This window comes from Muriicola sp. Z0-33, assembly GCF_026126425.1.
Lineage (GTDB): Bacteria > Bacteroidota > Bacteroidia > Flavobacteriales > Flavobacteriaceae > JAFMPW01.
The window spans coordinates 211,738-224,500 of sequence record NZ_JAFMPW010000002.1 but is presented as its reverse complement, the minus strand read 5'-3'; the positions used below and the strand labels follow the sequence as shown (position 1 = coordinate 224,500).

At 39.6% G+C, this 12,763-nt stretch carries 12 protein-coding genes; 4 read left to right on the top strand and 8 right to left on the bottom strand.

What is annotated here, in order from left to right:
* Positions 1-34 precede the first annotated feature (34 nt).
* From J1G40_RS03900 to J1G40_RS03890, 3 genes are all read left to right on the top strand, one after another.
* A complete protein-coding gene (locus J1G40_RS03900; protein ID WP_265241158.1) occupies positions 35-2,359 on the top strand; it encodes an ATP-dependent helicase in 2,325 nt (774 codons plus the stop codon).
* Positions 2,360-2,434: 75 nt separating this feature from the next.
* Entirely contained in the window at positions 2,435-3,340 is a 906-nt protein-coding gene (locus J1G40_RS03895; RefSeq protein WP_265241156.1) for a glycoside hydrolase family 16 protein, read from the top strand.
* A gap of 85 nt (positions 3,341-3,425) precedes the next feature.
* Entirely contained in the window at positions 3,426-4,046 is a 621-nt protein-coding gene (locus J1G40_RS03890; RefSeq protein WP_265241154.1) for an L-threonylcarbamoyladenylate synthase, read from the top strand.
* Between the two features lie 129 nt (positions 4,047-4,175).
* Here the strand turns inward: J1G40_RS03890 and J1G40_RS03885 are convergent, their stop codons facing one another.
* From J1G40_RS03885 to J1G40_RS03875, 3 genes are all read right to left on the bottom strand, one after another.
* Positions 4,176-5,027: a flagellar motor protein MotB gene (locus J1G40_RS03885; RefSeq protein ID WP_265241152.1), complete on the bottom strand. Its 852-nt coding sequence runs from the start codon at positions 5,025-5,027 to the stop codon at positions 4,176-4,178.
* Between the two features lie 102 nt (positions 5,028-5,129).
* The gene (locus J1G40_RS03880) at positions 5,130-6,131 is read right to left on the bottom strand and encodes a glycosyltransferase family 2 protein (protein ID WP_265241150.1); all 1,002 of its coding nucleotides are present in this window, start codon (positions 6,129-6,131) and stop codon (positions 5,130-5,132) included.
* Positions 6,132-6,143: 12 nt separating this feature from the next.
* Positions 6,144-6,590, bottom strand: a complete 447-nt coding sequence (locus J1G40_RS03875) for a type I restriction enzyme HsdR N-terminal domain-containing protein (protein WP_265241148.1) — start codon at positions 6,588-6,590, stop codon at positions 6,144-6,146.
* 25 nt (positions 6,591-6,615) lie between these two features.
* Here J1G40_RS03875 and holA point away from each other — a divergent pair, with 25 nt between their 5' ends.
* Complete coding sequence (holA, locus tag J1G40_RS03870; RefSeq protein ID WP_265241146.1) at positions 6,616-7,620, top strand: DNA polymerase III subunit delta; 1,005 nt, start codon at positions 6,616-6,618, stop codon at positions 7,618-7,620.
* A gap of 6 nt (positions 7,621-7,626) precedes the next feature.
* On the opposite strand, the gene J1G40_RS03865 is transcribed toward holA, so the two are convergent.
* From J1G40_RS03865 to J1G40_RS03845, 5 genes are all read right to left on the bottom strand, one after another.
* Positions 7,627-9,882: an aminotransferase class III-fold pyridoxal phosphate-dependent enzyme gene (locus tag J1G40_RS03865; protein WP_265241144.1), complete on the bottom strand. Its 2,256-nt coding sequence runs from the start codon at positions 9,880-9,882 to the stop codon at positions 7,627-7,629.
* 112 nt (positions 9,883-9,994) lie between these two features.
* A complete protein-coding gene (locus J1G40_RS03860; protein ID WP_265241142.1) occupies positions 9,995-10,396 on the bottom strand; it encodes a hypothetical protein in 402 nt (133 codons plus the stop codon).
* A gap of 4 nt (positions 10,397-10,400) precedes the next feature.
* Complete coding sequence (locus J1G40_RS03855) at positions 10,401-10,889, bottom strand: hypothetical protein (RefSeq protein WP_265241140.1); 489 nt, start codon at positions 10,887-10,889, stop codon at positions 10,401-10,403.
* Between the two features lie 16 nt (positions 10,890-10,905).
* Positions 10,906-11,391, bottom strand: a complete 486-nt coding sequence (locus J1G40_RS03850; RefSeq protein ID WP_265241139.1) for a DoxX family protein — start codon at positions 11,389-11,391, stop codon at positions 10,906-10,908.
* A gap of 120 nt (positions 11,392-11,511) precedes the next feature.
* Complete coding sequence (locus J1G40_RS03845) at positions 11,512-12,708, bottom strand: helix-turn-helix domain-containing protein (RefSeq protein WP_265241138.1); 1,197 nt, start codon at positions 12,706-12,708, stop codon at positions 11,512-11,514.
* Positions 12,709-12,763 lie beyond the last annotated feature (55 nt).

Here is a 12,763-nt window from a genome sequence, read left to right as displayed (position 1 = left end):
TTATGGCTAAATTCACGGTCTAAAATAATTCTACTTGGAAAAGTTTCTGAATCAGTTAAATGATGCTCAAAAAGCCCCTGTTTTACACAAAGAAGGGCCTTTGATGGTTATTGCCGGCGCGGGTTCAGGAAAAACAAGAGTACTCACTTATCGCATAGCCCATCTGATGGGGCAGGGCGTAGATGCCTTTAACATCCTTGCACTTACGTTTACCAACAAGGCGGCAAGGGAAATGAAAAAGCGAATAGCAGAAATAGTTGGTGGTTCTGAGGCCAAGAATTTATGGATGGGTACTTTTCATTCTGTATTTGCAAAATTGTTACGGTATGACGGTGACAAATTGGGCTATCCCAGCAATTTCACCATTTATGACACTCAGGATTCTCAACGTCTTATTTCTTCTATCATCAGGGAAATGGGATTAGATAAGGACATTTATAAATACAAGCAAATACAAAATCGCATATCTTCTTATAAAAACAGTCTCATTACCGTCAAGGCTTATTTTCAAAACCCTGAGCTCATAGAGGCCGATGCTATGGCCAAAAGGCCAAGAATGGGAGATATATATACCAATTATGTAGACCGTTGCTTTAAGGCAGGTGCCATGGATTTTGATGACTTGCTTCTACGTACCAATGAACTCTTAACGCGTTTTCCGGAAGTTTTAATGAAATACCAGAACAGATTTCGGTACATCCTTGTAGATGAGTATCAGGATACTAATCATTCCCAATACCTCATTGTTAAAGCACTTGCAGACCGGTACCAGAATATCTGTGTTGTGGGAGATGATGCCCAGAGCATCTATTCTTTTCGTGGTGCTAACATTAGTAATATCCTGAACTTTCAGAGAGATTATGACGATGTGGCGGTATACCGATTGGAACAGAACTATAGATCTACAAAGAATATTGTGAATGCGGCCAATGCCATAATAGCCAACAATAAAAATCAGTTAGAGAAGGTGGTCTGGACGGCAAATGACGAGGGCAATCTGATAAAATTACACAGGAGTGTAACCGATGCCGAAGAGGGTAGATTTGTGGCCAGTTCTATCTTCGAAAATAGAATGCAGCATCAATTACCCAATGGCCATTTTGCAGTGTTATATAGAACCAATTCACAATCAAGGGCTATTGAAGATGCTTTGAGAAAAAAGGACATTCCTTATCGGATCTACGGGGGACTTTCATTCTATCAACGGAAAGAAATAAAAGATGTTTTGTGTTACCTGAGGCTGGTGATCAACACAAAAGATGAGGAAGCTTTAAAACGGATCATAAATTTCCCTACCAGAGGAATTGGGCAAACGACGGTAGACAAACTTACAGTCGCAGCCAATCATTATGGGCGATCCATATTTGAAGTAATGGAAAACCTGGATAAGATAGACTTAAAGATCAACTCGGGAACCAAACGGAAACTAGAAGATTTTGTAAGCATGATCAAGAGTTTCCAGATAATGAATGAGAGCGCCGATGCATTTACCTTGGCAGAACACGTTGCTAAGAAAACGGGCATCTTGTTAGAATTTAAGAAAGATGGTACTCCCGAAGGTATAGGCCGTATGGAGAACATTGAGGAATTACTCAATGGAATTCAGGATTTTGTTGAAGGCCAGAAAGAATTAGCAGACGCCAAAGGAGACCTTACGGAATTTCTGGAGGATGTGGCCCTTGCTACAGATTTGGATAAAGATACCGGAGATGATGACAGGGTGGCACTGATGACAATTCACCTGGCCAAAGGACTGGAGTTCCCTTATGTTTATATTGTGGGAATGGAAGAAGATCTCTTTCCTTCGGCCATGAGTATGAGCACCAGAAGTGAGCTCGAAGAGGAGCGTAGATTATTCTATGTTGCCCTTACCAGAGCAGAACAGCAGGCTTATCTAACCTATACGCAAAACCGCTACCGATGGGGAAAATTGATAGATGCAGAACCCAGTCGTTTCATTGAGGAGATAGACGAAAAATTCATTGAAAACCTTACCCCTGTTGACAACTACAGGTTTAAACCATTAATCAATACAGATATATTTGGGGAAGTAGATAAAAGTACTCTGAGGCAACAAAGGCCAAAAAATGGCACCCCACCAGCCGCACACAAACCCAATGAGAACCAACTCCGGAAATTAAGGAAGTTAAAACCCCAATTAGCTACACCAATTGGCAATACCAGTAGTGTTGACCCTAACCTGGCAGAAGGAACACTTGTAAACCACACCCGATTTGGCAAGGGGAAAGTACTTAAAATTGAAGGGGTGGGGAATGATAAAAAAGCAGAGATTTTGTTTGAAAAAGGCGATGTAAAAAAACTGCTTTTGAGGTTTGCAAAGCTCGAAATCCTCTCCTGATACCCTGGTCTGAGGATTAAACAAAAATTGGAGTCGATTTTATTTTATTTTATATTACCGCAAAAATTTTGCAAGATGTCTGAAAAAAATTATGCTAAAATGATATTACTTCACCTTATGGTCTTCTTTGTTGTTTCCTGTAGTAGTGGAGGATCTGAAGATACGCCTGCGGTTGAGGAACAGCAGCAACAACCCCCTCAGGAAGAAGTAGATGATACCCCCGATGTAAATTCTCCGGACTACTGGACCAATGCAGAATTGGTATGGAGTGATGAGTTTGACGGGGATGAGCTTTCAGCTGATAATTGGTTATTTGAGACCGGAGATGGCGGTTGGGGCAACAATGAACGACAAAATTACGTAGCGGATGACAATGTTGAAGTGAGCAATGGCACGTTAAAAGTACATGCTATAAGAAACGATGATGGTCTGGGGACCGTTACATATACTTCTGCTCGTTTAAATAGTAGAGAATCATTTAGATTTGGAAGAATGGAATTCCGTGCCAAAATTCCTGAGAATAGAGGAAATGGCCTATGGCCTGCACTTTGGATGTTGGGAAATAATATTGGCTCTGTTGGCTGGCCAGGATGTGGTGAAATAGATATCATGGAGTATGTAAGTTTTGAGCCGGATCAGGTTCACTTTTCAATTCACAGTCTGGCAAACAACCATACTAACGGCACACAGATAACATCCGGGGCCGTACCATTGGAAACTATCGAAGAAGAATTCCACAATTACGGAATACTTTGGACAGATAGTTACATCAAGTTTTATATTGATGATATCAACAATGTACAATTGAATTTTGAAAGACCTACCAGCGCTGGTTTTGAAGGCTGGCCTTTCTCACAGCCATTTTATTTCCTGATCAACATTGCTGTTGGTGGAACATGGGGTGGTCTTGAGGGAATTGATGAAGCGGCTTTTCCGGCTACCATGGAAATAGATTACCTTAGGGTATATCAGGTAAATTAGGGTATCCGACTCAAAATTGTCACCTCTTTTTTTATTGCCGTTTAAAACTTCATAAAGTGTAACTTAGCATTTTGATGTATAGTTTGTGGCAGAATTTATAAGAATATATGAGGAGAATCCAGATCCACTGAAAATAAGTAGGGTGGTGGAGGTATTGCGAAAAGGTGGCCTGGTCATCTACCCCACAGATACTGTTTACGGACTGGGTTGTGATATCACCAAATCCCGGGCATTAGAAAAAATAGCCCGTATAAAAGGGGTTAAACTGCAGAAGGCCAACTGGTCTTTTATTTGTGAAGACCTGAGTAACCTTTCGGACTATGTCCGCCAAATAGATACGTCAACATTCAAAATATTAAAACGAGCTCTACCAGGGCCCTATACCTTTATTCTGCCCGGGAATAATAACCTGCCTAAAGATTTTAAGAAGAAAAAAACGGTTGGGATCAGGGTTCCGGATAATGCAATTGCAAAGGCGCTGGTACATGGATTAGGAAACCCAATTGTATCTACTTCTATAAGGGATGAAGATGATGTCCTGGAGTATACTACTGATCCGGAACTAATTTACGAGAAATGGGACCACCTGGTAGACGTTGTAATTGATGGCGGCTATGGAGGTAATACAGCATCTACGGTTATAGACCTTTCAACTTCTGAACCCTTAGTGATTAGAGAAGGTAAGGGTAGTTTGGATATATTCTAATTATTGCAATTTTGCTGACCCATTTTTGTATCAGATAGGTTGCGCGACAACTAAAAATAAAAACCACGACCTGAACTTATTAAAAAGCAGGTCGTGGTTTTTTTATATAGAATACTAGTCTAAAAAGATCTAGTTGTTTATTGCAGGATCTTTCATCCCTTCTTCGATCATACTATAGAATTGATCAATTTTAGGTAATACTACAATGCGTGTTCTTCTGTTTTTAGATTTATCCGAAGCAGATACCGGGATATATTCAGCTCTACCGGCTGCAGTCATACGCTTGGGATCCACATTATAATCGTTTTGCAAGATTCTAACAATAGAAGTTGCTCTCTTAGCACTTAAATCCCAGTTGTCTAATAAGACTCCTTTTCTATAAGGGACATCATCAGTATGTCCTTCTACCATAAATTCGAAATCAGGTTTGTTATTAACTACCTGGGCAACTTTGGCCAAAACATCTTTAGCCGCATTAGTTACATTATAACTTCCGCTACTGAATAAAAGTTTGTCAGAGATAGAAACGAAAACCACTCCTTTTTCAACACTAATTTCAATATCTTCGTCATCAAGATTGCCAAGAACCCCTTTAAGACTCTGTACTAATGCAAGGTTTACAGAATCTCTTCTTGTGATAGCATCCTGTAATTTTCGAATGGTAAGGTCTTTTTCCTGAAGACTTTCGAGCGACTTCTCCAGGTTTTCAGCTCCCTTGGTAGTCAGGGTAGTTAAATTACCCATATTGTTGATCAGTTCCTGATTGTTGGCTTTTAGAAAGGCATTTTGATCTTCCAAAGTCTGCAACCTGGAAGTTGCCGTCGCCTTTTCTTCCAAGCAAGAGTTTAACTTAACCGTTGCAGAATTTAATAAATCCTGTGTTTCCTTTTGCTTTGCCTCTAAATCGGCAAACTTCTTTTGTGACACACATGATGATAGCATCAGTGCTACACCTAAACAGCCTAAGATGATTTTTTTCATAATGAAGTTTCTTGTATTAAATTAATTGATATTAGTTTTTTTGTAGGGACCTCAAGCCAGCAAAATTATAGAAATTGCCATCCTTTGATTTTCTAAAATTAGTTAATCTTTTACTAAAATGTTAAATTTCCTTACCTGATCTACGAAATGAGACCAAACTATGGACTTTGTCGCGTAGTACTTTAGTATAAAATTAGCTTTTTCTCGTTTGCGATACATCTTTCTGAAATTCCTATAATAGCTAAGGTGTGCCTTTAGAATAGCAAAGCAGTGACTTATCTTTAATTGAAATACAAATCTAAGCGCTGCAACTCCATCCAGGACCAATCTGGCCAGAATAATTGGCAGTGCTTTCCGCCTTGGAAGATTTTTGGTAATAGAATAGAGCGAATTCCTGAAATTTAAAAATGTCTTTTTAGGATTCATATTACTCAGTGTAGAACCCCCCAAATGATAAACTTCTGAGCCTCCAACGTAGTAGACTTTATGACCAGCAATTTTTGCTCGCCAACATAAATCTACTTCTTCCTGATGTGCAAAATAGTCCTCATCAAAGCCGCCAAGGGAAGTAAAAACATCTCTCTTGATAAACATACAGGCACCAGTGGCCCAAAAGATTTCTGTAATGTCGTTATACTGACCCTCATCTTTTTCCAACGCCTGAAAAATTCTTCCTCTGCAGAATGGATAGCCGTACTTATCCAGAAAACCTCCGGCAGCACCGGCATATTCAAAATGGTCTGGCTTTAGGAGATCCAGTATTTTGGGTTGAATAATAGCGGCATCAGGGATTTCTTCAAATGCCTTTATAATGGGTGCTAACCAGTTTTCGGTAACCTCTACATCCGAATTTAACAGGCAGAATATATCGGCCTCAAGATGCTTTAGAGCATCATTATAACCTTTGGCAAATCCTCCATTGACCACATTCTGCACAATTTTTACATTCGGGTAGTTTTCTTGTACGAAGGCCACCGAACCATCAGTGGATGCATTGTCCGCAACTACCACTTCCGCACCAGGGGAGTAATTAATTACCGAAGGCAGGTATTGTTCTAAAAGGGCATGCCCATTCCAGTTGAGTATGACAATTGATAATTTCAAAACGCTTGCAAATTAACGGCTAAAATCAGGAATACCTTGTAAAAATGAATATTTTTCTTTCTCGTAATCCATTTGGCAGTAGATATGGTTATGCCCATTGGTAACCATCAGGTAGGATGCATTAAGGGTCATATTATACCGGGCAATCTGATCAAATACCTCCTGGGTAATAGCAATGGCAGGGGCCTTGCATTCCACCAAAATCCGGATGCCACCATCAGGATTATAAACCACTATATCATACCTTTTCTTCATACCGTTGATTTCCAGTAATTTTTCCACATTAATAAGACTGGCAGGGTAATGCTTATCCTGAATTAGCATATGGATAGTGTGCTGTCTCACCCATTCTTCTGGCTGCAATACAACAAATTTTTTGCGGATGATATCAAATATGCGGACCTTATTTTCGCTATTTTTGAAACGAAAGTTATACGAAGGAAAATTAAGGGTTTGCATGCGCAAATTTGATGAATTTTTTTGAATGGAAGAAGTAAAAAGGATTGTTGATGAAGTAAAGGCTGGTAAAGTAAGGCCCATTTATTTCCTGATGGGAGATGAGCCCTATTATATTGACAGGATTGCAGGATTTTTACAAAATACAATCCTTACAGAAGAGGAGCAAGGTTTTAATCAAATGGTGCTTTACGGAAAAGAGGCCAATATCCAGGACATTGTTGCAAATGCCAAGCGATATCCCATGATGGCAGATAAGCAGGTAGTTATAATTAAAGAAGCACAAGAACTTTCCAGAACAATTGAACAATTACTCCCATACGCAGAACAACCTCAGCCGAGTACTGTACTTATTTTGTGCTATAAATACAAGAAATTGGATAAGCGTAAAAAGCTTTACAAGGCCATTCAGGCGTCTGGCGGATTGATCTTTGAAAGCAAGAAAATGTATGAAAATCAGGTTTCTGAATGGATACGCAAAGTACTGTTGGGAAAGGGATACCGAATTTCACACAAGGCTACAATTATGCTGGTGGAGTATTTAGGTACTGATTTGAATAGAATTAATAATGAATTGGAAAAGTTGCAATTGGTTTTACCCAAGGAAACCGAGATTAATCCTGAAGCCATTGAGGCACATATTGGAATTAGCAAGGATTACAACAATTTTGAACTTAAAAAAGCCATTGGAGAAAAAGATGCCGCGAAAGCCACAAGGATAATTACGTATTTCGCTCAGAATCCAAAGGACAATCCTTTTGTAGTAACCATCTCGCTCTTGCACACCTTTTTTACGCAGTTATTGAAGTATCACGGTTTATCGGATCACTCCCCAAAAAATGTGGCTGGCGTGCTTCGAATTAATCCATATTTTGTATCAGAATTTCAGGTAGCTGCCCGGAATTACCCAATGAAAAAAGCCAGTCGGATTATTTCGCATCTAAGAGAATTAGATCTAAAAGGGAAGGGAGTAGGGGCCCAGAACATGGCGCAATCCGAATTATTAAAAGAATTATTAGTGAAGATTATGTAGGGCTGTTTATTTCCCTACACCTTTTAAGATTTTAGCTATAGCATTCACCAAAGTAGCTGCATCATCCATCCTAAAGGCCAGGGGGGGCTTTATTTTTATGACGCTATCAAAAGGGCCATCTGTACTTACCAAAATATTTTGTTCCCGAAGACTATTTTTTATATGTGCTGCCAGTGCAGTATTGGGACTCCCGGAATTATCCAACAACTCAACTCCCAGAAATAGGCCAGATCCTCTGATATCGGCTAGCTGGGGATATTCTGCCTGGAGATTTTCCAGTAATTTTTTTAGATAATTACCAACAAGCAGGGCATGTTCTTGCAAATGTTCGTCTTCTATAACCTTTAGTACTGCCTCTCCAATTGCACAGGAAACGGGATTGCCACCAAATGAACTAAAGAACTCTGGTCCGCTTTCAAATGCAGCGGCAATGTCTGAGGTGGTCACCACGGCACCTATAGGATGCCCATTACCCATAGGCTTACCCAGAACTACAATATCGGGGACCACATGGTACATTTCAAAACCCCAGAAATAATCTCCCAATCTCCCAAAGCCCACCTGTACCTCATCACTGATGCAAACTCCACCTTGAGATCTGATGGCAGGGTAAACGCTATTTAAATATCCCTTGGCCAGGGGTACCTGTCCGCCGCACCCCACAATAGGCTCTGCTATAAAAGCAGCAATTTCATTTTTATTAGCCTCAATAGTACTTAAAGCGGCGGCTGCAAAATGCTCCCCTGCGCTTCCATCGTTCTCATAACCGGAACCAAATACTTTGGGCAAAGGAGTTGCGATAGTACCCGATGGTTGCCCTACACCTTTTTTATGACTGTATTTATAATGACTAACACCAATTCCCATCCTGGTATTTCCATGATAACCGTGTTCCAGGGACATGATTTTTGTTTTACCGGTATATGCCTGAGCAAGTCTTAAGGCCAGATCACTGGCAGCACTTCCGGAATTGACAAAAAACACCTTGTTAAGCTTTGATGGGAATTTACCCAGGAGTTTTTCACTATAGGAAAGTATTTCCTCATAGATATACCGGGTATTGGTGTTTAATTTTGCCATGGCCCGCTGGCCGGCCCTAACAACAGTAGGATGGCAGTGCCCTGTGATCATAATATTGTTATAGGCGTCAAGAATGGCATTATGCTCTGTGTCGTACATGTACTGAAACGCCGATCGATGCATTTCAATAGGCCGCTCATAGCTTAGTGATAGTGCTTTGCTAAGGAAGGTATCTCTCCTTTTCAATTGAACTTCCGGTTGCGATCTTTTTGCGGACTTTAGTTTGGCTGCACTTTTGAATTGGGCGCTTGCCGATAACGGATTTATTGCCAATAGTTGACGCAGTAATTTCCATGCTGGTTGTTCACTAATAGTGATATATTCAGAATCTGGTTTCAGGGTTTTAGTATAGGCAGAATTACACACACTGGTACATAGTCTTGCCGCGATGAGATAATACAAAATATCTAATTCCTGATTTTTTAGCGGGAGAATTTCATGATATGCTGCCACCACTTCTTTACCTACCTGAATGGGGTCCTCTTTGTTCATCATTACATAGGTGAGTGCCACAGCCAATTCATTAATAAGCCAGGTATCGGCCATATCTCCTAAATCAATAATTCCGGAAACCTTACCACTTTTGGTCAGAACGTTCCAATCATTAGCATCATTGTGAATTATACTGGTTCGAAGCTTATGTTGTATGGGGCGTATCTGCTCTTCATATTGTAAAAAGAAATAGTCTACGAGGCTCCTGTCCCGCGGATCGCCAATATATTCCAGGTACTTATAACTTTGATTGAAGTGATTGAGATCCCAGGGAATTTTTTTGGCACTAATGGCACTATTGTGGAACTTCATCAGGACGCTATCCATCTCGGCCAAAAATCTTCCAAATGAATTCAATAGGGCAGGGGTGTGGGCAACATCAGCTAAAAACTCTCCCTCTACAAAACTCAGAAGGCGAAACAAGGCATCATCTTGTTCAACCAATTTCCTACCGTCTTTGTTGGCAAATGCTTCAGGAAAATCGTACCCCTTTATAAGAGCGAGCGCATTTAAAGTTTCATTTTCTGCCTGAAGCAGCTCTTTATTCGCCTGATCATTAACGTATTGTTTAAGTACAAAAGATCCTTTGGCAGTTTTAATTTTAAAATTGACACTGTCATACCCTTCCAGAGAGCTAATTTCTGCTCCGGTTATGGCGAACTGCTTTTGAAGTAAATCAGCTATTATCACAGCGCTTGTTTAGAAGCTAAACTTACTACAAATCCTTTGTTTAAAACGAATTAATTGAATAAAAAAGGCCGGTGCTAAGCCTGTAAGCGATCTGATGGGGATGGTGTTGACCTTATCTATCTATTGTATTCTGGTTTCCATTTTCATCATCAAATATTGAAGTATATGTTATTTGCTGAGGACGGTATTCGAAATTGATAACCCTGTTATTCCTGCCTTCCAATTCAAACTGTTCTTCAACAATGATGTATTTAAATTCGATGCTGTTTTGCGCAGTTTTCTTCTTAAGGAAGAATTCATATATCCCATCTTTATCATCATCTTTCATTGGCAAGCTAACTTCCCAAGGGGGTGATGTAAATGATCCTCTCAGACCTACATTTTCATATTTATCGACGGCATTCATATCTACTTTAAAGGTGATAGATTTCTGATGGGTTGTCTGAACACACCCAGAGGTAATTAGTATTAGCAAGATAAGGCCCAGGCAGGGAAATTTTTTGAGAACTGTCATCGTTTTAAGGTTTTTGCTTGGTATAGGTGTATTTGTTTCGAATAAGGGAATCCCGGGTATCGGTATAAATCACTTTTTTGCTAATCTCGAAGCTGGTATTGCTTATTGTATAATATTTAAAGATCAATGCGGGTTTATTATTATCCCTTCCTTTATAGCGGGTGGTAAATTTTAAGGAGTCGTTTACATTAGATTTAGCAATGACCTTTTCTATGCCAAAATAACGACCATCCTTACGAATTTTTATAGTGCCCGAACCATTTGCTGAAGGTTCATCCAGATATTTGGTATCCATTTGTAATGTGTTCTTATTTAGCTGTACGTCCATGCTGGTTCTTAATTGTACCGCTTTTCCGTCCGAGTAGTTAATGTACATTAGTGTTCCTACCCACGAGGTATCATCGAGCTTATGGAAATCTGAAAGCTCTAAATGAGCCTGGGCATTCATAAAAGTTGTAATTAGGCATAAGGCCCCGATTATTAAGTATCTCATAATTTATGGTTTAATATTAGTAGCATTTTTTGATGATCAGATAGTCTAATCCAAACCTTCCAGATCCCAGGTAAAGGTTGTAAAGTGCAACCCATAGAAAGCTCATGGCGGGTAGTATGCCCCAGACTCCCTGTCCCCATTTTTGGCAAAATATGGCAACGAGCATTGTACAAGCTATGAGGAAGGCGGCAACCCTGGTCTTAAGTCCGAATGCCAGAAACAATCCTCCGACGGCTTCACTGAAAGCGCCCATCCAGGCAAAGAATACAGGTGCAAGGGCAAAAATTCCTCCATAGCTGGCTACATCTTCGGGGAACCAGGCGGATACTTCGAAGAATTGTAAGTTCTGTCCCGGAGGTGTCCAGGGCATGCCAAATTTATCGGCCCCAAAACTCAAAGCCAGGAGCATTCCGCATATAAATCTTACAATGGCAAAAATGGCATCGGCGAGTATATGTTCCTGTAGGATGGGATGGATTATTTTTTTAATGATCAATTTCATTTGAATCGTATTTTATTATGGAGGCAAAACTATACGAATGAAGAAATTGCTGCGCTTTAAATCGTACCATTGAGGTCTCAAATACGATTTGAGTCGCCTTATTCTAAACAAAAATTGAGTTTAATTACCTGCTTTGAGGAATTCGGAAGGAGAGCTATGAGTTAACTTCTTAAAGGCCCTATTAAAGGTAGCTTTACTGTTGAATCCACATTCGTAAGCAATTCCCAGCAGGGATAATTGTTCCTGCCTCCCTTTGCTGAACATCTCTTTAACGGCATTGACCCTATATTCATTGATGAAATCGTTGAAGTTTTTATTGAAACCGTAATTAATTACTTCTGAAAGTTGTGCCCTGGACAAATTAATGGCCTGGGCCATCTCCTGAAGATTTAAATCCGGGTTTAGATAGGGTCGATGTTCTTTCATGTAGATCAGGAGTTCTTTCTTATATGCATCAATCTCAGCTGCCTTATTTTCTAATCTCTCCGTAGAAACAGTTTGAACGGAATTAGGAAAGTATTTAAGTTTATCTTTAAGTTTAAAATCTAATCCGTTGAGTTTGGTGGTGTCTGTGAAATATCCCTTTATGCCTACGTAAATTACGGCCAGTGCCGAAAAGAAATCTTTCCACCATTTTTGTATCCAACTGAGTTCTATTACATATTCATTTACCAATTGCTGCAGTACCCCATATAGGAATAAAAAGGAATATATAAGCAAGAAATTGCGAATCCAGTTAAGTTCTAAAGCATAAGTGTTAGAGAAATAATTCTGAATTGCTCCTTTGTATTTGTAGTATAACTGAAGGGAAAAAGTTAAATATAATAGTTGCTGAATAATGCCAAATGTTTCTGTAAAAGGAGCAACTACACCATTTTCAAAGCGCATCATGAGCACCCCATTTTGCTGATTATCAAATCCGGGTTGGGCTGCATCATAAATAAAAATGACGCTCCGATAAACCACATATACCAAAACAGGAACAAAGTGGTATAAGTCGCGTCTTTTAAACTTAAAATCAGAAGTTGTTACAGATTTTACATAGAAGTAAATTAAGGGTCCAATGGCCAGGAATAATGAAATAAGCCAGTAATTAATCTTGGTGTTGTTATAGGTATCGTACCACCCCATAAAGCCAATAGTATAGGTAGTTCTATGATAACAGGTGATTAGGACCAAAAGCCCCAGGAAAAGATCAGAAATCTGAACTTTTTTGTAGTATCTGACCAATAGTAAACTACCAAGGAGCAGCCCCTGGCTAACCAACACCAAAAGCGGGGTACTATATAAGTTGAAATTTGGAAACGCAAGGAACATCAAAGCAATTTATGCTAAATATAAAAAAACCTGCTATTCTAGAATTGGGATTCTG

Excerpts from the sequence above, each read along its gene's own strand:
- J1G40_RS03895 (WP_265241156.1), top strand. The coding sequence starts at position 2,435 with ATGTCTGAAAAAAATTATGCTAAAATGATATTACTTCACCTTATGGTC.
- J1G40_RS03885 (WP_265241152.1), bottom strand. The coding sequence starts at position 5,027 with ATGAAAAAAATCATCTTAGGCTGTTTAGGTGTAGCACTGATGCTATCA.
- J1G40_RS03875 (WP_265241148.1), bottom strand. The coding sequence starts at position 6,590 with ATGCAAACCCTTAATTTTCCTTCGTATAACTTTCGTTTCAAAAATAGC.
- holA (WP_265241146.1), top strand. The coding sequence starts at position 6,616 with ATGGAAGAAGTAAAAAGGATTGTTGATGAAGTAAAGGCTGGTAAAGTA.
- J1G40_RS03860 (WP_265241142.1), bottom strand. The coding sequence starts at position 10,396 with ATGACAGTTCTCAAAAAATTTCCCTGCCTGGGCCTTATCTTGCTAATA.
- J1G40_RS03855 (WP_265241140.1), bottom strand. The coding sequence starts at position 10,889 with ATGAGATACTTAATAATCGGGGCCTTATGCCTAATTACAACTTTTATG.
- J1G40_RS03850 (WP_265241139.1), bottom strand. The coding sequence starts at position 11,391 with ATGAAATTGATCATTAAAAAAATAATCCATCCCATCCTACAGGAACAT.
- J1G40_RS03845 (WP_265241138.1), bottom strand. The coding sequence starts at position 12,708 with ATGTTCCTTGCGTTTCCAAATTTCAACTTATATAGTACCCCGCTTTTG.